This window comes from Enterobacter sp. Y17 (assembly GCF_019730495.1).
Taxonomy (GTDB): Bacteria; Pseudomonadota; Gammaproteobacteria; order Enterobacterales; family Enterobacteriaceae; genus Enterobacter; species Enterobacter asburiae_B.
Window position 1 is genome coordinate 1 of the sequence record NZ_JAASKP010000004.1, and the last position, 19544, is coordinate 19544.

Sequence of the window (19544 nt, forward strand, 5' to 3'; positions counted from 1 at the left end):
CAGAAGTGAAACGCCGTAGCGCCGATGGTAGTGTGGGGTCTCCCCATGTGAGAGTAGGGAACTGCCAGGCATCAAATAAGTGAAGAGGCCATCCGCAAGGATGGCCTTTTTGCGTTTATACGCTGCACAAACTAATCCCCCAACGCCCTGCTTATACGGTAAACTACCTGCGTTTTTGCATCAGGATAGCGTCTATGAACCACTCCCTTAAGCCCTGGAATACCTTTGGCATTCAACGCAATGCTAAACAAATTGTACGTGCCGATACTGCACAGCAAATGCTGGATGCATGGCAAAGCGCAACTGAAAATAACGAACCCGTACTGATTCTGGGCGAAGGAAGTAATGTCCTGTTTCTCGATGATTTTGCGGGAACGGTGATCGTTAACCGCATCATGGGAATTGATGTGGAAGAGCGTGCCGACAGCTGGCACCTGCACGTGGGGGCCGGAGAAAACTGGCATCATCTGGTGCAATTCACCCTCGAAAAAGGGATGCCGGGCCTGGAAAACCTTGCGCTTATTCCAGGCTGCGCCGGATCGTCACCTATTCAAAACATCGGTGCCTACGGCATCGAACTGAAACATGTCTGTGAATATGTCGACTGCATCGAACTGGCAACCGGAACGGCAAAGCGTTTAACGGCGGAACAGTGCCGGTTTGGCTATCGTGACAGTATCTTCAAACATGAATATCAGGATCGCTACGTGATTGTTGCCGTGGGCCTGCGTCTGTCGAAGGACTGGCAGCCTGTGTTGACCTACGGGGATTTAACGCGTCTCGATCCGGCTACCGTAACCGCCCGCGACGTTTTTGATTCCGTTTGCCATATGCGGATGACCAAACTTCCCGATCCAAAAGTAAACGGAAACGCAGGAAGCTTCTTCAAAAACCCGGTTATCAGCAGCGAAAATGCAAAAGTCTTTCTTGAAGGATGGCCAGCCGCGCCACGTTATCCTCAGGCTGATGGCAGCGTGAAGCTTGCCGCAGGATGGCTTATCGATCAATGCCAGCTAAAAGGCACTTCAGTAGGCGGTGCTGCCGTTCACCAGCAGCAGGCTCTGGTGCTGATTAATCAACGCGATGCGACCAGCGATGATGTTGTACAGCTGGCTCATTATGTTCGTCAGCGTGTGGGCGAAAAATTTAACGTCTGGCTGGAGCCAGAAGTTCGCTTCATTGGCTGCACAGGCGAAGTTAATGCCGTGGAGGCTATCGCGTGAAGGACAATACCGTTCCCTTAACCCTGATTAGCATCCTTGCTGACGGTGAGTTTCATTCTGGCGAGCAGCTGGGTGAGCAGCTTGGCATGAGCCGTGCTGCTATCAATAAACATATCCAGACGCTTCGCGACTGGGGTGTTGATGTGTTCACGGTTCCCGGAAAAGGCTACAGCCTGCCGGAACCGATTCAATTGCTGAATGAAGAAGCGATCCGCAGCCAGATCGGACACGGCAATGTTGCGGTGCTGCCGGTGATTGATTCGACGAACCAGTATCTTCTGGATCGTCTGCCTGAGCTGAAATCCGGCGATGCCTGCGTTGCTGAATATCAACAGGCCGGTCGCGGCCGTCGCGGTCGCAAATGGTTTTCGCCATTTGGCGCTAACCTCTATCTGTCCATGTACTGGCGACTCGAGCAGGGCCCGGCCGCTGCCATTGGTCTGAGTCTGGTCATCGGCATCGTCATGGCGGAAGTGCTGCACGATCTGGGGGCGGATAAAGTACGCGTTAAATGGCCTAATGACCTCTACCTCAACGATCGTAAACTTGCCGGTATTCTGGTCGAACTGACGGGAAAAACGGGCGATGCAGCGCAAATCGTCATCGGCGCAGGCCTCAACATGGTAATGCGCAATGTACAAAATGATGTGGTGAATCAGGCCTGGACTAACCTCCAGGAGGCGGGGATCGTCATCGATCGCAACACCCTTGCCGTGCGTATGATTAAAGAGTTGCGCAGTTCACTCACGCTTTTTGAGCAGGAAGGGCTGGCATCGTTCCTGTCTCGTTGGGAAAAGCTGGATAACTTCATCAACCGCCCGGTGAAATTGCTGATTGGTGATAAAGAGATCTACGGAACTTCCCGCGGTATTGACGCACAGGGCGCGCTGCTTCTTGAGCAGGATGGCGTGATCAAACCCTGGATGGGCGGTGAGATTTCACTGCGAAGTGCCGAATAACCGGATCGAGTTAATTATGCGAAAACCCGTCTGCGCAACGCTGGCCGTCATGATGAGTGTGCTGTTTTCGCCTCTCTCTCATGCGGATCGGGCCTGGGAGAGTTACAAGGCCCGCTTTTTCAAACCGGAAGGCCGTATTGTTGATACCGGTAATGGCGGCGTGTCGCATACGGAAGGTCAGGGTTTTGCCATGCTGATGGCGGTGGCCAACGACGATAAAGCCACGTTCGATAAGCTCTGGCAATGGACAGACAGTCGGCTAAAGAACAAAGAAAATGGTCTGTTTTACTGGCGCTATAACCCCGCAGAGTCCAACCCGGTCGCCGACAAAAACAACGCTGCAGATGGCGACGTGCTGATTGCCTGGGCGTTGCTGAAAGCCGACGCCCGCTGGCATGACAAGCGCTACAGCGCCGCATCGGATGCAATTACCAAAGCACTGATTGACCACAGCGTGATCCGCTATGCCGGTTACCGCGTGATGCTGCCCGGCGTCCAGGGGTTTAAGCTTGAGGGTGAAGTCGTCCTTAATCCTTCCTATTTCGTGTTTCCGGCCTGGCAAGCTTTCGCCAGACGCAGCCATTTGCCGGTCTGGCGCGATTTGATTAAGGACGGGAAACGCCTGCTGGGGAAAATGGGCTCGGGTAAAGCGAATCTGCCCACTGATTGGGTTTCACTGGCATCAGGTGGCAAGCTGGCTCCTGCCAAAGGCTGGCCGCCGCGAATGAGCTATGACGCGATTCGTGTTCCGCTGTACGTTGCCTGGTCTGATAAGCAAAGCCCACTGCTGACGCCGTGGAAGGCCTGGTTCGGTCAGTTCCCCCGGGAACAAACGCCCGCCTGGGTTAACGTCGCGACCAACGAATATGCGCCCTACATGATGGAAGGCGGCCTGCTGGCTGTACGTGATTTCACGATGGGGCAGTCTTCCGGTGAACCCGAAATCACCTCTAAAGACGACTACTATTCGGCAAGTCTGAAAATGCTGGTGTGGATCGCCCAGCAATAATGTCGACATTATCCCTCTCCCCGATGGGGAGAGGGAAGTCATACCTTGTTACTGCGGATACGGTACCCAATCCCCGCCGTTCAGGCGAACGTACGGTTTGTTCTGATACTGAATGACGACCGCGTTAGCGTTTTCTGAGACCTCTGCGGTTTGCGGCAGGTTGCTGGTGAGCTGATCCCAGTTCACGCTATCCTCCACAAACAGCTTCCCGTCAACGGCGCGGGCAACCAGCTCTGAGATCGCCAGATAGCTGGTTGGCTGTGTAATCTCAATCGGTGCGCCCTGATGCGGTGCCTTCATACCAAAGAATTTAATGCCGGCAGGCACGTTGGTGATGGACGGGCTTGGGATATCACGCAGACCCGACACCTGCATTCTGTCACCTTTCAGCGCACCACCGTGCTCAGGTACCACAACCACCATCACTTTACGGCCCGATTTTTCCAGCTCCGTGAAGAACGCGTCCAGCTCGTCAAAGAACTTCTGCGCACGCACTTTATAATCAGCCGTTTTGCTCACGCCCGGGAAATGGTTACCGTCGTGGAGCGGCAGGGTATTAAAGAACGTCGCGCTGCGTGGATTGCTGTCTTTTTCGATGGTCTGCAGCCAGCGCTGCAGGACGGCAGTATCGTCATAAACGGGCGAGCCGTCGAAGCCCAGCAGAGAGACAGGAAGACCGGTTTGATCCATCAGCGGTGCCTGCATGCCGCCCTGTTCGCGCACCTCTTTCAGGAAGTTACCGAACTGGCCGTTATGCCCCAGCATCAGGTGCTGCGTAAAGCCCAGCTTTGCGAGGTTATCGAACAGATAACACTGGTTGCCGGCGGGTTGATACAGGTTTTTATGCGATGTCTGACCACAGCTTGCACGCAGCAGGCGGATCGCCGCCGGGCCGCTGTACGAGGTGGCAGAGTTGAAATCTTTAAACTGAATATCGAAGTGTGACCACAGAGGATGAGACATCAAACCGGCGGCGTCCACGTCGGCCCAGGAGAGAGAGCAGATGTTGATCACCAGCAGTTCAAACGGCTGAGCATCCGCCGGCAGCGCTTCCGGGAATTTAGTCTGTCGCTTGTCTTCCGCGGTATAGAAACTGGAGAGCCAGGCGTTCAGATTGGTTGAGGTCGGCGGTGCGGTCTGGGTTGGGATATCGCCCACCACAGGCGTATCGCCTGCCGTTGTGACGGTTGCCGCCGCGCTTCCCCCTGTGGTGGTCACCGTGGTGGTCGGTTGACCGGCAGGCCACAGCGAAAAGTTCGGCCCAGCCAGCGTCAGCACGTTAAGCCAGATCATAATCGCGACGACAAACACCGTGACGCGGATCCACTGTGACAGGAACAGCCAGGCAACCAGCAGCACAAATACCGCGCCAATCATCTGCCAGTTAATAAAACGCTCGGTCAGATCGAGGACATAGCTGGCGCTAAAGCCCGCCACCTGCGACCCCTGGCTCATAATGCTGTCCGGCCCCGGTAGCCAGGTATCATGCCAGAACAGCGCAAAGCCGACAGGTATAGCGACCCAGTGGCGCAAGCGATGTAACCTGATATTCGGCAGCGGCATCAACAGGAAGGCCATAAACACGAGGTTTAGAAGGGGATGGAAATTCAGATAGCCTGCCCACAGCAGGCCAAACTTCACCAGAAAGTAGAAGTTCCAGCCGGAAAGGCCGCGCCAGTATTGCCAGAGCGGCGAGGGTGACGAAGCGGTATAGGTAGAATTAGTCATGTTTTCGGTCTGCCTTGACGTGTGATGCCCGTGTCAGTGTTCCGGCTGGTTTTACATAGCGAGGTTTAATAAACAGCACTCTGGCCGTATCACGGATACGGCGGATGGAATGGCGCGCATAGTAGCCAAGCGGGAAAAAGATCAGCGCACAGAATATAACCAGTTGAATGATATCGCTGATGTTCATGATGATGCGTTCTCCGCGTTGTCTGTTAATAAGCGAAGGGGTTCCGGAACCCGACGCCAGACGTGTCCATCATGTCTGGCATTGAGGATCGGTTTGGCATCGCTCTTGATAGCGAGCGGCTTAACCCATTGTTCAGGCTGGAGCGCACGCATCTGCACCAGCTCCGCGCTAATCGTATTATCTTCGAACCAAATCATACGGTTCGAGAAAATATCCCCTGTAGGCAGAGGGAAGATGTGGTTAAGCGCCGTATCGAGATCGTTTACCCGGCAGAAGGACAAAAACAGCACCAGGCGATTGTCGCCAATGGTCATGATGTCCCCTGTACGGTTCGGGCGACATAAGGTGAGAGCCTGTTCAACGCGAATACCCGGTACAGGACGCAGAGCAACCATGACCCCTTTTCCGTCAGCAGGAAGAAGCGTGTTGTTCATCATGTTGCCCACGGCGTCGCAGAAGGTATCCCATTTTTGGTACCCACGCAGCTTCATCGGCTGCGTCATGGAGAGCAGCGTGGAAATATCTTCCGGTACGTGGCGGCTAAACTGCTGGCCCTGAACGCTTTCGATAAGCGTCAGGCAGCGTGACAACGGCGCATTCCATGGAATAACCATATTGGCGCCGCAGCCCAGAAGCAGGCGCTCATCGGTGGCGCGCAGGCTGGTATTATTTTCGCGCACGATGATTTTCAACGCACTTCCGCGCTGGCGGCGTAAGGTGTGGATTTGTCGTGCCAGCGTCTCAATCTGGTTATTCTGCATCAGCGAGAAAATAAGGTTTGCCGCCTGGGTTGTGCGGGCTTCATGGAAAAGGGCTTCGTTAGAATCAAACAATGTCCAGTTTTCCGACAGGGCGGGTGCCCCCTCTAAAACCGCGATATGGCTCAGGATGCGTTTTTCATCACTGCGCGGCTGCACCACGGTTTCTTCCTGCTGCGCCAGGTGCCACTCGCCCTCAATATGTTTCAGCGTAAGCTGTTGCCTGGCGCTCACGCCTTTTTCATTACACCAGAATGCAATATCGTAGAGATAGCTGCCTGCCTGGTCACGAACGCTTGCCAGACCGAACAGGGAGCGATATTCGCCCATTAAAAGTGAGAACAGCTTGTCATTATTACTGCCGGGATTGACTATCAATAGCGTGCAATTTTGAAATTTTGCCCATTTATTGATTTTTTCCAGCCAGGGCAGCAGTTTTTCAGCGGGCATATTTTGCAGGACGTTATTTGCGCATTTCAGAATCACTAAATAGTGATCCGGATCAATAGAGCACTGAACGTCGCGGGACAAAAAGTATAGACTATCGGCTTCCGATGTCATGGAAAATAATCGCACCGTCTGGGGGCCGCGACCACTTTCAAGCGTAATAATTTTCTTCGGATCTTCGCCCATGCTAATGACGGCCACGCGGGAATCCTTATCCTGAGCAGCAATTGTCTGGTTTACCAGACTGATAGCATCTTCATTACGGTCCGTATTAATCCACCAGACTCCTCCGACTGGCATGTGGCTCAATTCGTCCCATAATGACTGGATGCCAATAGAAAATATGGAGTCCACGGTGTCCCTCTTTTCGTCTAATTTATCTGTATCTCAGTTTACTAGCGAAAGCGTAGAAATAAACCTAACATTGAAATTAAAGAACATCAGATTTAGCATGTAAATGAAATTTGTCAGGGCAGGAAGCCCCGCAACTTCTTTAGCGTGCGATTTTCCTTAAAGGGATGGAAAAAGAATGGATAATAACGAACCTGGAACCCCAGTCGACTCGACTCTGGGTTACACATTCCAAAACGATTTTCTGGCGCTGACGCAGGCCTTTTCTTTACCTGAAATAGATTACACCGATATTTCCCAGCGGGAACAGTTGGCCGCGGCTATTAAACGCTGGCCGTTATTAGCTGAATTCGCCCATCAACAATAAGGGAGCCATTGATGGCCATACTCGGATTACAGGGTGTCCGTGGCGGTGTGGGTACCACATCAGTTACCGCGGCGCTGGCGTGGTCATTACAGCTTTTAGGTGAATCGGTGCTGGTTATTGACGCCTGCGCCGATAATTTGTTGCGTATGTCGTTTAACGTCGACTTTTCTCGTGAAGAAGGCTGGGCCCGGGCACTGCTTGATGATAAAGACTGGCAGGATGCAGGGATGCGCTATACCTCCCAGCTTGATCTGCTGCCGTTTGGACAACTGAGCACCACGGAACGCGAGAATGAAGCCGCGTATCAGCGCCTGTTTTCGCAGTTCACGCTGGCGCTGCAAACCCTGAAAGAAAAGGGGCACTACAAGTGGATCCTGCTGGATCTGCCGCACGGCGCCGGCACGCTGACCCGACAGCTAATCGCCCAGTGCGATCATATACTTTCCATCGTCAACGTCGATGCAAACTGCCATATCCGCCTGCATCAGCAGGGGCTGCCTCAGAACGCTCACCTTCTGATTAACGATTTGCGCATTGGCAGCCAGATCCAGGACGATCTGTATCAGGTCTGGCTGCAAAGCCAGCGCCGTCTGCTTCCCATTGTCATCCATCGTGATGAGGGGATGGCGGAATGCCTAGCGTCTAAGCAACCGCTCGGCGAATACCGCAGCGATTCACTGGCGGCAGAAGAGATCCTGACGCTGGCTAACTGGTGTCTGCTGAACTTCGCCAACAGGGCGGAGCATGCAGGGAGTTCTGTATGAGTCGTCTCGCCAGCTGGTTACTCATCCCACCGGTCAGTTCGCGTTTGAGCGAACATTACCGGCATTTCCGCCGGCACGGTGCTTCGGCATTTAGCGCCGCGCTCGGCTGTTTCTGGATGATTCTGGCCTGGATGTTTATTCCACTCGAACACCCGCGCTGGCAGCGCATACGTGCCCGGCACAGTGAGCTATATCCGCACATTAATCCCAACCGGCCGCGTCCTTTGGATCCGGCGCGATATCTCATTCAGGCCATCTGGCTGGTGGTCACGTCATCCCGCTCAGAGAAAATAACGCCGCACTGGCGCAGCTTCTCCCGCGTCCAGCAGTTACGTGAGCGCTACCACCAGTGGCTGGATAAACTGCCCAACAGCGTAAGCGATAAGACCAGCCATCTGGATAACCATAAAGAGCTCGGGCATCTTCACCCGGGCCTGCGGCGTTTTATCCTCGGCGTGATCGTCGTGTTCTCGCTCATTCTGGCGCTGGTCTGTATTACGCAGCCTTTCAACCCTCTGGCGCAGTTCACCTTCCTGATCCTGCTGTGGAGCGTGGCGCTGCTGGTCCGCCGTATTCCGGGCCGCTTCTCGGCGCTGATGCTGATTGTGTTGTCGTTGACCGTCTCCTGTCGCTACATCTGGTGGCGTTATACCTCAACCCTGAACTGGGACGACCCGGTCAGCCTGGTGTGCGGCCTGGTGCTGCTGTTTGCCGAAACCTACGCCTGGATCGTGCTGGTGCTGGGCTATTTCCAGGTCATTTGGCCGCTCAACCGCCAGCCGGTTCCGCTGCCTAAAGACACCGCGCAGTGGCCGTCTGTTGATCTCTTTGTACCGACCTACAACGAAGATCTGAGCGTGGTGAAAAACACCATTTATGCCGCGCTGGGCATCGACTGGCCGAAAGACAAGCTCAAGGTCTGGATCCTGGATGACGGCAACCGTCCGGCGTTCCGCCAGTTCGCAGAGGAGGTTGGCGTCGAGTACATCGCCCGACCGACTCACGAACATGCGAAAGCCGGGAACATCAACAACGCGTTGAAGTATGCCACAGGGGAGTTTGTCTCGATCTTTGACTGTGACCACGTGCCGACGCGCTCGTTCCTGCAGATGACCATGGGCTGGTTCCTGAAGGAGAAAGAGCTGGCGATGATGCAGACGCCGCACCACTTCTTCTCGCCGGATCCGTTTGAACGTAACCTTGGCCGCTTCCGCAAAACCCCGAACGAAGGCACCCTGTTTTATGGCCTGGTGCAGGACGGAAACGACATGTGGGATGCCACCTTCTTCTGCGGCTCCTGTGCGGTTATCCGCCGTAAGCCGCTGGATGAAATTGGCGGTATCGCCGTCGAAACAGTTACTGAAGATGCGCACACCTCTCTGCGCCTGCACCGTCGTGGCTATACCTCTGCGTATATGCGTATTCCGCAGGCTGCCGGTCTGGCAACGGAGTCACTGTCGGCGCACATTGGTCAGCGTATTCGCTGGGCGCGCGGCATGGTGCAGATTTTCCGTCTCGATAACCCACTGATTGGTAAAGGGCTCAAGCTGGCGCAACGTCTCTGCTACGTCAACGCCATGTTCCACTTCTTATCCGGTATCCCGCGGCTGATCTTCCTGACCGCGCCGCTGGCGTTCCTGCTCCTTCACGCTTATATCATTTACGCCCCGGCGCTGATGATTGCGCTGTTTGTTCTGCCGCACATGATCCACGCGAGCCTGACGAACTCGAAGATACAGGGTAAATACCGCCATTCCTTCTGGAGTGAAATCTACGAAACGGTGCTGGCCTGGTATATCGCACCGCCGACGATGGTGGCGCTGATTAACCCGCACAAAGGGAAATTTAACGTCACCGCCAAGGGCGGCCTGGTGGAAGAAGAGTACGTCGACTGGGTGATCTCCCGTCCGTATATCTTCCTGGTATTGCTGAATATCGTTGGCGTCATCGCCGGTATCTGGCGTTACTTCTACGGCCCGGAAAACGAAATCCTGACCGTCTTTGTGAGTATGGCCTGGGTCTTCTACAACCTGATTATCCTCGGCGGCGCGGTAGCGGTGTCGGTGGAGAGTAAACAGGTTCGTCGCGCGCATCGCGTTGAAATCTGCATGCCTGCGGCGATCGCCCGTGAAGATGGCCACCTCTTCTCCTGTACCGTGCACGACTTCTCTGACGGTGGTCTGGGGATCAAAATCAACGGCCAGGCGAAGGTGCTGGAAGGCCAGAAAGTTAACCTGCTGCTTAAGCGCGGCCAGCAGGAGTATGTCTTCCCGACGCAGGTTGTGCGCGTGGCGGGCAATGAAGTCGGTTTGCAGCTGATGCCGTTGACCAAAAAGCAACATATCGATTTTGTGCAATGTACGTTTGCCCGCGCGGATACGTGGGCTCTCTGGCAGGACAGCTTCCCGGAAGATAAACCTCTGGAAAGCCTGCTGGATATTCTGAAGCTGGGGTTCCGTGGCTATCGTCACCTTGCAGAATTCGCCCCGTCGTCGGTGAAATTAATTTTCCGGTCACTTACTTCGCTGGTTTCCTGGGTCGTGTCGTTCATTCCTCGTCGTCCTGAGCGGGATGAGGCGAAGCAGGCGGACCCGGTTATGGCTCAACAATGATGATAACGCGATGAAAACAAAACTTTCCTGGTTATGTGCAGTGGCAATGGGGATGAATGTTCTCCCCGCAACAATGGCTAACGCAGCTCCTGGTAACGCAGCGGCAACGCCTGCGCCAACGGTACCTGTCGTCGCGCAAGCAACCGATCCGGTTGTCACCGCGGCACCTGGTCAAACAGAAAATATCATGCCGAACCAGCCAACGGAGGGGAACACCCTGCCGGCAGACGGCCAGGTCATCGGGCAGGTGATGCCTGGCGTCCGGGGGGCGAATGCGCCCGTCGTTGCGGACAATGCGCCGTCGCGGGACGTGAAGCTGACCTTCGCGCAAATTGCACCGCCTCCGGGCAGTATGGTGCTGCGCGGCATCAACCCTAACGGCGGCATTGAGTTTGGCATGCGTAGCGATGAGGTCGTTTCTAATGCGGTGCTGAACCTGGAATACACGCCGTCGCCGTCTCTGCTGCCGACGCAGTCCCAGCTGAAGGTCTACCTGAATGATGAGCTGATGGACGTACTGCCGGTCACCAAAGAGCAGCTGGGCAAGAAAACCCAGGCGCAGGTGCCGATCAACCCGCTGTTCATCACCGACTTTAACCGTATCCGTCTGGAATTTGTCGGCCACTACCGCGATGTCTGCGAAAACCCTGCCAGCAACACGCTGTGGATGGACGTCGGGCGTAACTCCTCGCTGCAGATGACCTACCAGTCGCTGGCGCTGAAAAACGATCTCTCGGCATTCCCGGTTCCGTTCTTCGATCCGCGTGATAACCGTCCGCTCACGCTGCCGATGGTGTTTGCATCATCCCCGGACGTGACCGAGCAGCTGGCGGCCACCATTGTGGCGTCCTGGTTTGGTTCACGTGCTGGCTGGCGTGGACAGAGCTTCCCGGCGATGTATGACAAACTGCCGGACAGAAATGCCATTGTGTTTGCGACCAACGCGAAACGCCCGGCCTTCCTGCGCGATCATCCGGACGTCAAAGCGCCGACCGTTGAGATGATAAGCCACCCGGAAAACCCGTACGTGAAGCTGCTGGTGGTGTTTGGCCGTGATGATAAAGATCTGGTGCAGGCAGCAAAAGCGATTGCCCAGGGCAACGTCCTTTTCCGTGGCAACAGCGTTGTAGTGGATGAGGTCAAACCGCTGCTGGCGCGTAAACCTTATGATGCGCCAAACTGGGTGCGTACCGACCGTGCGGTGACATTTGGCGAACTGAAAACCTATGAAGAACAGCTGCAGGCGACGGGGCTTGAGCCAGCGCCGATTAGCCTGTCACTGAATCTGCCGCCGGATCTGTATCTGCTGCGTACCAACGGCATTGATATCAATCTGAACTACCGTTATACCGCGCCAGCGACCAAAGACAGCTCGCGCATGGATATCAGCCTGAACAACCAGTTCCTGCAGTCGTTCAGCCTGCAAAGCACGCAGGATACTAACCGCCTGATGCTTCGCCTGCCGGTGTTGCAGGGGCTGCTGGACGGTAAAACGGATGTCTCCATTCCGGCACTGAAGCTGGGCGCGATAAACCAGCTGCGCTTTGACTTCCAGTACATGAACCCGACGCCTGGCGGTTCGGCGGAAAACTGCATCACCTTCCAGCCCGTACAGAACCACGTCGTGATTGGCGATGAGTCGACCATCGACTTCTCGAAGTACTATCACTTCCTGGCGATGCCGGATCTGCGCGCCTTTGCTAACGCAGGCTTCCCGTTCAGCCGCATGGCCGATCTCTCTGAGTCCATCGTTGTGATGCCAAAAGCGCCAAGCGAAGGGCAGGTCACGACCCTGCTGGATACCATGGCGACCGTTGGGGGACAGACGGGATTACCGGCGATTAACGTCACGTTGACGGACGATGGCAGCCAGATCCAGAACAAAGATGCTGACATCATGGTGATCGGTACCATTCCGGATAAGCTGAAGGATGACAAACGTATCGATCTGCTGGTGAAAGCGGCCCAGTCCTGGGTTAACACGCCGCTGCGTCAGACCGAGTTCCCGAGCATTATGCCGGATATGAACGACCGTCAGGCCAGCGCGCAGACGACGGTAACGTCTCAGGGGGCAATGGCCGCGGTGGTGGGCTTCCAGTCACCTTACAACGAACAGCGTAGCGTGGTGGCTCTCCTGGCGGACAGCCCGCGCGGGTATGAACTGCTCAATACGGCCATGAACGACAGCGGTAAACGTGCCGCGATGTTTGGATCCGTGTCGGTGATCCGTGAGTCCGGCGTCAATAGCCTGCGCGTGGGCGACGTGTACTACGTGGGCCATCTGCCGTGGTTCGAACGCCTGTGGTATGCGCTGGCTAACCATCCGGTTCTGCTCGCCATCCTGGCGGCGGTCAGCGTGGTCTTGCTGGCATGGGTGCTGTGGCGTCTGCTGCGTATCATCAGCCGTCGTCGCCTGAACCCGGATGAGTAAGATGTGATGAAAGCCTTTCGCTGGTGTGCATTAGCAGCGTTGATGCTGGCGGCGCTTCCTCTTCGCGCCGCCTGTACCTGGCCTGCCTGGGAGCAGTTTAAAAAGGATTACATCAGTGAGGGCGGGCGTGTCGTTGATCCCAGCGACACGCGCAAAATTACGACCTCTGAAGGGCAAAGCTACGCCTTGTTCTTTGCCCTTGCGGCGAACGATCGCAGCGCGTTTGACCAGCTGCTGACCTGGACGCGCGATAATCTTGCCAGCGGCAATCTCAACGACCATCTGCCCGCCTGGCTATGGGGCCAGAAAGATAAAGAGACGTGGGCGGTGATTGATACCAACTCCGCCTCTGACGCCGATGTCTGGATCGCCTGGTCTCTGCTCGAAGCGGGCCGGTTGTGGAAACATCCGGACTATACCCGCACGGGTAAGGCGCTGCTGAAACGCATTGTCAGTGAGGAAGTGGTGAAAGTGCCGGGGCTCGGCGCAATGCTGCTTCCCGGTAAAGTCGGTTTTGCCGATGAAAACGTCTGGCGTTTTAACCCCAGCTATCTTCCTCCGCAGTTAGCGAGTTATTTCACGCGCTTTGGTCCGCCGTGGACCCAGCTTCGTGAAACCAATCAGCGTCTGCTGCTGGAGAGCGCGCCGAAAGGGTTTTCGCCGGACTGGGTTCAGTATCAGAAAAACAAAGGCTGGCGGTTACAGCAGGATAAATCGCTGGTGGGCGGCTACGACGCCATCCGCGTTTATCTCTGGGTGGGAATGATGAGTGATAAAGATCCTCAGAAAGCCCGGCTGCTGACGCGCTTCCAGCCGATGGCGGCAAAGACAATGAAACGGGGTGTGCCGCCGGAGAAAGTGGATGTGGCGACGGGTAAACGCACCGGGAATGGCCCGGTCGGGTTCTCTGCCGCCATGCTGCCGTTTTTACAACAACGTGATGCCCAGGCGGTTCAGCGCCAGCGCGTTGCGGACCATTTTCCCGATAACAATGCCTATTACAGCTACGTGCTGACTCTCTTTGGGCAAGGATGGGATCAGCATCGTTTTCGCTTCACCGCAAAAGGTGAATTAATACCGGATTGGGGCCAGGAATGCGCAAGTTCACAGTAAATCTACTCACTTTATCGCTTGGCCTGGCACTGATGCCGATGGCTGAAGCCGCCAACTCTCCGCAGCAGAAACAGCTGCTGGAACAGGTTCGGCTGGGCGAATCGACACAGCGTGAGGATTTGGTTCGTCAGTCGCTTTACCGTCTTGAGCTGATTGACCCGAACAACCCTGACGTCATTGCCGCACGCTTTCGCTACCTGCTGCGCCAGGGCGATAACGCCGGTGCGCAAAAAGAGCTGGATCGTCTGAAAGGGATCGCGCCGGGCTCAAGTGCATACCAGTCATCACGCAACACGATGCTGCTGTCCACGCCGGATGGCCGCCAGCAGCTCCAGCAGGCGCGTTTGCTCGCCACCACGGGACACACGCAGGAGGCGATTGCAGCCTATGACAAGCTGTTTGACGGCAACCCGCCGGGCGGCGACGTGGCGACGGAATACTGGAACGTCGTGGCGAAAGACCCCGCTCGCCGGAATGCGGCCATTAACCAGCTCAAGAAAATCAACACCAGCAGCCCCGGAAATACACAGCTGCAGGCGACGCTGTCCCAGCTTTTGTTCCAGAGCGGACGCCGTGACGAAGGCTTTGCGGTATTGCAGGATATGGCTAAATCGACCAACGGGCGCAGCCAGGCGTCTGATATGTGGTATGACCAAATCAAAGGCCAGCCTGCCAGCAGCGCCAGCGTCAGCGCGCTGCAAAAATACCTGAGCGTATTCAGTGACGGCGATAGCGTCGCGGCGGCGCGTGCCCAGCTCGAAGAACAGCAAAAACAGCTCGCTGACCCGGCGTTCCGCGCGAAAGCGGAAGGGCTGGCGGCGGTGGATGCCGGGCAGGGAAGTAAGGCGGTCACGGAACTGCAAAAAGCCGTCAGCGCCAACCATGCCGACAGTGAAGCGGTGGGTGCCCTTGGCCAGGCCTATTCCCAGAAAGGCGACCGCGCCCGCGCGGTGGCGCAGTTTGAAAAGGCGATTGCCCTCGATCCCCAGAGCGATAACCGGCGTAAATGGGACAGTCTGCTGAAGGTCAACCGCTACTGGCTGCTGATCCAGCAGGGCGATGCGGCCCTGAAGGCGAATAACCCTGCGCAGGCGGAGCGTTACTATCAGCAGGCGCGCGGTATCGACAATACCGACAGTTATGCCGTGCTGGGGTTGGGCGATGCCGCCGCGGCGCGTAAAGATAATGACGCGGCGGAACGTTACTATCGCCAGGCGCTGCGTATGGACAGCGGCAACAGCAATGCGGTCCGCGGCCTGGCTAATATTTACCGCGCGCAGTCCCCGGAGAAGGCCTCGCAGTTTATCCAGTCTCTCTCCGCCAGCCAGCGCCGGAGCATTGATGATATTGAACGCAGTCTGACCAACGAGCAGCTCTCCGCTCAGGCAGAACAGCTGGAAAATCAGGGAAAATACGCCCAGGCGGCAGAGATTCAGCGCCGTCGTCTGGCGCTCTCTCCCGGCGACGTTTGGATAACCTATCGTCTCTCGCGCGATCTCTACAGCGCGGGTCAGCGCAGCCAGGCGGATACCCTTATGCGTCAGCTTGCCAGCCAGAAACCGACCGATCCGGATCAGGTGTACGCCAACGGGCTCTATCTTTCCGGTAACGATCAGGACCGCGCCGCGCTGGCGCATCTGGACACGCTGCCGCGCAGCCAGTGGAACGGCAATATTCAGGAGCTTGCCGACCGCCTGCAAAGCAATCAGGTGCTGGAAACCGCCAACCGTCTGCGCGACAGCGGCAAAGAGCAGGAGGCGGAAAACCTTCTGCGTCAGCAGCCGACCTCCACCCGCATCGACCTGACGCTGGCTGACTGGGCGCAGCAGCGTGGCGATCTGGCGTCGGCGAAAACGACGTATAACGCCGTTCTGCAGCGTGAACCGCAGAACGAAGACGCGATCCTCGGCCTGACCGAGATTTACAGCGCGCAGGGCGACAAAGATGCCGCGCGCGCAGAGCTGGCGAAACTGCCCGCCGCGCAAAACGGCCAGCCGCTGTCGCTCAACATGCAGCGCCGGATCGCGATGGCGCAGGCAGGTCTGGGCGATTCCGCTGCCGCAGAACAGACCTTCAACAAAATCATTCCGCAGGCTAAATCGCAGCCCGGCTCCATGGAAAACGCGCTGGTGTTACGTGATGCCGCGCGTTTCCAGGCGCAAAACGGTCAGCCTCAGCAGGCGCTGGAAACCTATAAAGACGCGATGGTGTCGACGGGTATCACGACGACCCGTCCGGCCGACAACGACAGTTTCACCCGTCTGACGCGTAACGATGAAAAAGACGACTGGCTGAAGCGCGGCGTGCGCAGCGATGCTGGTGACTTGTACCGTCAGCAGGATGTTAACGTCACGCTGCAGCACGACTACTGGGGCTCCAGCGGCACGGGTGGCTATTCTGACCTGAAAGCGCACACCACCATGCTGCAGGTGGATGCCCCGCTCTCTGACGGGCGCATGTTCTTCAGAAGCGATCTGGTCAATATGGACGCCGGTTCATTTGATAACAATAACGGGACCTACGATCCAAAATGGGGGACCTGCTACGAAACGCCGTGTAGCGGCAACACCCATCAGTCCGACAATGGCGCAAGCGTCGCCGTCGGCTGGCAGAATAAAACCTGGGCGATGGATATTGGCACCACGCCAATGGGCTTTGACGTCGTCGACGTGGTGGGCGGCATCAGCTACAGCAGCGATCTGGGCCCCATCGGCTATACCGTTAACGCCCATCGCCGCCCCATCTCCAGCTCTTTGCTGGCGTTCGCCGGGCAAAAAGATACCAACACCGGCACCACCTGGGGCGGCGTACGTGCCACCGGTGGCGGCGTAAGCATGAGCTATGACAAAGGGGAAGCGAACGGCGTCTGGTCAAGCCTGAACGCGGAAACGCTGACGGGTAAAAATGTGGAAGATAACTGGCGCGTCCGCTGGATGACGGGTTACTACTACAAGCTCATTAATAAAAACAACGAGCGCCTGACGGTCGGCGTCTCCAATATGCTCTGGCACTACGACAAAGACCTGAGCGGTTATACCCTGGGTCAGGGCGGCTACTACAGCCCGCAGGAGTATGTCTCCTTCGCACTGCCGGTGACCTGGCGTAAACGCACGGAGAACTGGTCCTGGGAGCTGGGCGGCTCGGTGTCCTGGTCTCACTCGAAAACCAAAGACGAACTGCGCTACCCGATCCAGAATCTGATCCCGACCGATGAGCCAGACCGCTATACCGACCGGGGCGTGATGGAAACCGGCAGCAGTTCCTCTGGCACGGGTTATACCGCGCGGGCCATTATCGAACGCCGCGTAACGTCCAACTGGTTTGTGGGCATGGGCGTGGATATTCAGGAAGCGAAAGACTATACCCCAAGCCATGCGCTGATCTATGTGCGTTACTCTGCTGCAGGCTGGCAGGGCGATATGGACTTACCGCCGCAGCCGCTCATCCCTTACGCGGACTGGTAATCGGATTATCCTTAATCCATTTGTAAGTCTCTCTTAATAGCGCGGCAATCGGGTATACTCAGGCGCGCCAGGTTTACACCCTGGCGCGCCCTGCGCTTCGAGTTTTGTGGAGAGTCATTTTGCGTGTCAGCCGTTCCTTAACAATCAAACAGATGGCGATGGTTTCTGCCGTCACCGTGCTGTTTGTACTGCTCTTCTGCGTAATTTTGCTGTTTCATTCCGTACAGCAGAATCGCTATAACACGGCTTCGCAGTTAGAAAGTATCGCGCGATCGGTGCGCGGCCCGCTCTCTGCCGCTATCCTGAAAGGGGATATTCCCGAAGCGGAAACCATTTTAAAACGCATTCAGCCTGCCGGCGTCGTTAGCCGCGCCGATGTGGTCTTGCCCAATCAGTTTCAGGCGCTGCGGATGAGCTTTATCCCGGAGCGTCCCGTCCCGATGATGGTGATGCGCCTGTTTGAACTGCCGGTGCAGATTTCGCTGCCCGTTTATTCGCTTGAACGCCCTGCCAATCCGCAGCCGCTGGCCTACCTGGTATTACAGGCGGATTCCTACCGCATGTATAAATTCGTCATGAGCTGGGTGGTTACGTTAGTGACCACTTGCTTACTTATGACGCTTATTCTCAGCGTGGCGCTTACCTGGTGCATTAACCGGCTGATTGTTCATCCGCTACGCCGTATCGCCCGCGAGCTGAATACGCTTGCGCCGCAGGATCAGATGGGGCATCAGCTTGAGCTGCCGCGTCTGCATCATGACGATGAGATAGGCATGCTGGTGCGCAGCTACAACCTCAACCAGCAGCGCATTCAGCGCCAGCAGGATGAGTTAAACAGCAGCGCCACGCGCTTCCCGGTGTCGGAGCTTCCCAATAAAGCCTTCCTGATGGCGATGCTGGAGCAGACCGTTGCCCGTCAGCAAACCACGGCGCTGATGGTTATCGCCTGTGAAACCCTGCAGGATACGGCTGGCGTGCTCAGGGAGAGCCAGCGCGAAATGCTGCTGCTGACCCTGGTGGAGAAAGTGAAGTCTGTCCTTGCCCCGCGCATGGTGCTGACCCAGGTCAGCGGTTACGACCTGGTGGTGATTGCCAACGGCGTAAAAGAACCCTGGCATGCGATCACCTTAGGTCAGCAAGTACTCACTGTCATTAATGAGCGGTTGCCCATTCAGGGTATCCAGCTTCGTCCAAGCGCCAGTATCGGTATTGCGATGTACTATGGCGATTTAACGGCAGAGCAGCTTTATCATCGCGCGTTCTCGGCGGCGTTCACCGCCCGGCGCAAAGGGAAAAATCAGATCCAGTTCTTCGCGCCGGAAGAGATGGAAAAGGCGCAGCAGCGCCTGACGGAAGAGAGCGACATCCTGACCGCGCTGGATAACCGCCAGTTTGCCCTCTGGCTACAGCCGCAGGTGAATTTGCTGACGGGAGAAGTGAAAAGCGCCGAGGCACTGCTGCGCGTGCAGCAGCCGGATGGTTCATGGGAGCTGCCGGAAGGGCTGATTGAGCGCATTGAGTCCTGTGGCCTGATGGTTACCGTCGGCTACTGGGTGCTGGAGGAGTCCTGCCGTCAGCTTGCCGCCTGGCAGGAGCGCGGCGTGACGCTGCCGCTGTCGGTCAATTTGTCTGCCCTGCAGCTGATGCACCCAACCATGGTTTCAGAGATGCTGGAGCTGATCCATCGTTACCGAATCAAGCCTGATACGTTAACTCTGGAAGTGACGGAGAGCCGACGCATCGACGACCCTAATCAGGCAGTCGCAATTCTGAAACCGCTGCGTAATGCCGGCATTCGCATTGCGCTGGACGATTTTGGCATGGGATACGCCGGGCTGCGTCAGCTTCAGCACATGAAAACCCTTCCGGTGGATGTGCTCAAAATTGACAAAGCGTTTGTCGACGGTCTGCCGGGCGACAGCAGCATGGTGCAGGCGATTATCCAGATGGCGCGCAGCCTCAATTTGCATCTTATTGCCGAGGGAATTGAAACCGAAGCGCAACGCGCCTGGCTGGCAGAGGCGGGCGTGGAGAGCGGACAAGGCTTCCTTTTTGCCCCTGCTGTTCCTTCGGATGTCTTTGAAGAACGATACCTTTCTGGTGCTGACAATAACGCAAAAGTGTAATGTTG

The 19544-nt window shown here is 56.4% G+C and carries 13 protein-coding genes; 10 read left to right on the plus strand and 3 right to left on the minus strand.

Annotation, left to right across the window (positions count from 1 at the left end; translation table 11 throughout):
* Positions 1–194 precede the first annotated feature (194 nt).
* The 3 genes from murB to HCH49_RS17595 are packed head-to-tail and all read left to right on the plus strand — an operon-like array spanning position 195 to position 3191.
* Complete coding sequence (gene murB / locus HCH49_RS17585) at positions 195–1223, plus strand: UDP-N-acetylmuramate dehydrogenase (RefSeq protein WP_221703112.1); 1029 nt, start codon at positions 195–197, stop codon at positions 1221–1223.
* On the plus strand, positions 1220–2182 hold the full coding sequence (gene birA / locus HCH49_RS17590; protein ID WP_033146880.1) for a bifunctional biotin--[acetyl-CoA-carboxylase] ligase/biotin operon repressor BirA: 963 nt from the start codon (positions 1220–1222) through the stop codon (positions 2180–2182). Before murB ends, birA begins: the two co-directional genes overlap by 4 nt.
* A 16-nt stretch (positions 2183–2198) precedes the next feature.
* On the plus strand, positions 2199–3191 hold the full coding sequence (locus tag HCH49_RS17595) for a glycosyl hydrolase family 8 (protein WP_064673665.1): 993 nt from the start codon (positions 2199–2201) through the stop codon (positions 3189–3191).
* A gap of 48 nt (positions 3192–3239) precedes the next feature.
* On the opposite strand, the gene bcsG is transcribed toward HCH49_RS17595, so the two are convergent.
* Genes bcsG through bcsE form a run of 3 tightly spaced genes read right to left on the minus strand, consistent with a single transcriptional unit; the run spans position 3240 to position 6665 of the window.
* Positions 3240–4919 (minus strand): cellulose biosynthesis protein BcsG, encoded by a 1680-nt coding sequence (gene bcsG, locus HCH49_RS17600; RefSeq protein ID WP_221703113.1) that lies wholly within the window; start codon positions 4917–4919, stop codon positions 3240–3242.
* Positions 4912–5109 carry a cellulose biosynthesis protein BcsF gene (gene bcsF / locus HCH49_RS17605; RefSeq protein WP_024908822.1) on the minus strand — a complete coding sequence of 66 codons (198 nt, stop codon included), beginning with the start codon at positions 5107–5109 and terminating at the stop codon, positions 4912–4914. The genes bcsG and bcsF overlap by 8 nt, the downstream gene beginning before the upstream one ends.
* Positions 5103–6665, minus strand: a complete 1563-nt coding sequence (gene bcsE / locus HCH49_RS17610) for a cellulose biosynthesis c-di-GMP-binding protein BcsE (RefSeq protein WP_221703114.1) — start codon at positions 6663–6665, stop codon at positions 5103–5105. The genes bcsF and bcsE overlap by 7 nt, the downstream gene beginning before the upstream one ends.
* 175 nt (positions 6666–6840) lie before the next feature.
* Between bcsE and bcsR the strand changes: the two genes are divergently transcribed.
* The 7 genes from bcsR to hmsP all read left to right on the plus strand — a co-directional run bounded on the left by bcsR (position 6841) and on the right by hmsP (position 19539).
* Positions 6841–7029, plus strand: coding sequence for a cellulose biosynthesis protein BcsR (gene bcsR, locus HCH49_RS17615; RefSeq protein ID WP_008503237.1), 189 nt, complete (start codon positions 6841–6843; stop codon positions 7027–7029).
* Positions 7030–7040: 11 nt separating this feature from the next.
* Positions 7041–7793 carry a cellulose biosynthesis protein BcsQ gene (gene bcsQ / locus HCH49_RS17620; protein WP_029740463.1) on the plus strand — a complete coding sequence of 251 codons (753 nt, stop codon included), beginning with the start codon at positions 7041–7043 and terminating at the stop codon, positions 7791–7793.
* Positions 7790–10405: a UDP-forming cellulose synthase catalytic subunit gene (gene bcsA / locus HCH49_RS17625; protein WP_221703115.1), complete on the plus strand. Its 2616-nt coding sequence runs from the start codon at positions 7790–7792 to the stop codon at positions 10403–10405. The genes bcsQ and bcsA overlap by 4 nt, the downstream gene beginning before the upstream one ends.
* A 10-nt stretch (positions 10406–10415) precedes the next feature.
* On the plus strand, positions 10416–12836 hold the full coding sequence (gene bcsB / locus HCH49_RS17630) for a cellulose biosynthesis cyclic di-GMP-binding regulatory protein BcsB (protein ID WP_045143092.1): 2421 nt from the start codon (positions 10416–10418) through the stop codon (positions 12834–12836).
* Positions 12837–12842: 6 nt separating this feature from the next.
* Entirely contained in the window at positions 12843–13949 is a 1107-nt protein-coding gene (bcsZ, locus tag HCH49_RS17635) for a cellulose synthase complex periplasmic endoglucanase BcsZ (RefSeq protein ID WP_033146873.1), read from the plus strand.
* Positions 13931–17413, plus strand: coding sequence for a cellulose synthase complex outer membrane protein BcsC (bcsC, locus tag HCH49_RS17640; protein ID WP_221703116.1), 3483 nt, complete (start codon positions 13931–13933; stop codon positions 17411–17413). The genes bcsZ and bcsC overlap by 19 nt, the downstream gene beginning before the upstream one ends.
* A 119-nt stretch (positions 17414–17532) precedes the next feature.
* The gene (hmsP, locus tag HCH49_RS17645; protein ID WP_064673669.1) at positions 17533–19539 is read left to right on the plus strand and encodes a biofilm formation regulator HmsP; all 2007 of its coding nucleotides are present in this window, start codon (positions 17533–17535) and stop codon (positions 19537–19539) included.
* Positions 19540–19544 lie beyond the last annotated feature (5 nt).

What these genes read in the sequence shown, in the direction of transcription:
- murB (WP_221703112.1), top strand. Translation starts at nt 195, where the DNA reads ATGAACCACTCCCTTAAGCCCTGGAATACCTTTGGCATTCAACGCAAT.
- HCH49_RS17595 (WP_064673665.1), top strand. Translation starts at nt 2,199, where the DNA reads ATGCGAAAACCCGTCTGCGCAACGCTGGCCGTCATGATGAGTGTGCTG.
- bcsG (WP_221703113.1), bottom strand. Translation starts at nt 4,919, where the DNA reads ATGACTAATTCTACCTATACCGCTTCGTCACCCTCGCCGCTCTGGCAA.
- bcsR (WP_008503237.1), top strand. Translation starts at nt 6,841, where the DNA reads ATGGATAATAACGAACCTGGAACCCCAGTCGACTCGACTCTGGGTTAC.
- bcsQ (WP_029740463.1), top strand. Translation starts at nt 7,041, where the DNA reads ATGGCCATACTCGGATTACAGGGTGTCCGTGGCGGTGTGGGTACCACA.
- bcsA (WP_221703115.1), top strand. Translation starts at nt 7,790, where the DNA reads ATGAGTCGTCTCGCCAGCTGGTTACTCATCCCACCGGTCAGTTCGCGT.
- bcsB (WP_045143092.1), top strand. Translation starts at nt 10,416, where the DNA reads ATGAAAACAAAACTTTCCTGGTTATGTGCAGTGGCAATGGGGATGAAT.
- bcsZ (WP_033146873.1), top strand. Translation starts at nt 12,843, where the DNA reads ATGAAAGCCTTTCGCTGGTGTGCATTAGCAGCGTTGATGCTGGCGGCG.
- bcsC (WP_221703116.1), top strand. Translation starts at nt 13,931, where the DNA reads ATGCGCAAGTTCACAGTAAATCTACTCACTTTATCGCTTGGCCTGGCA.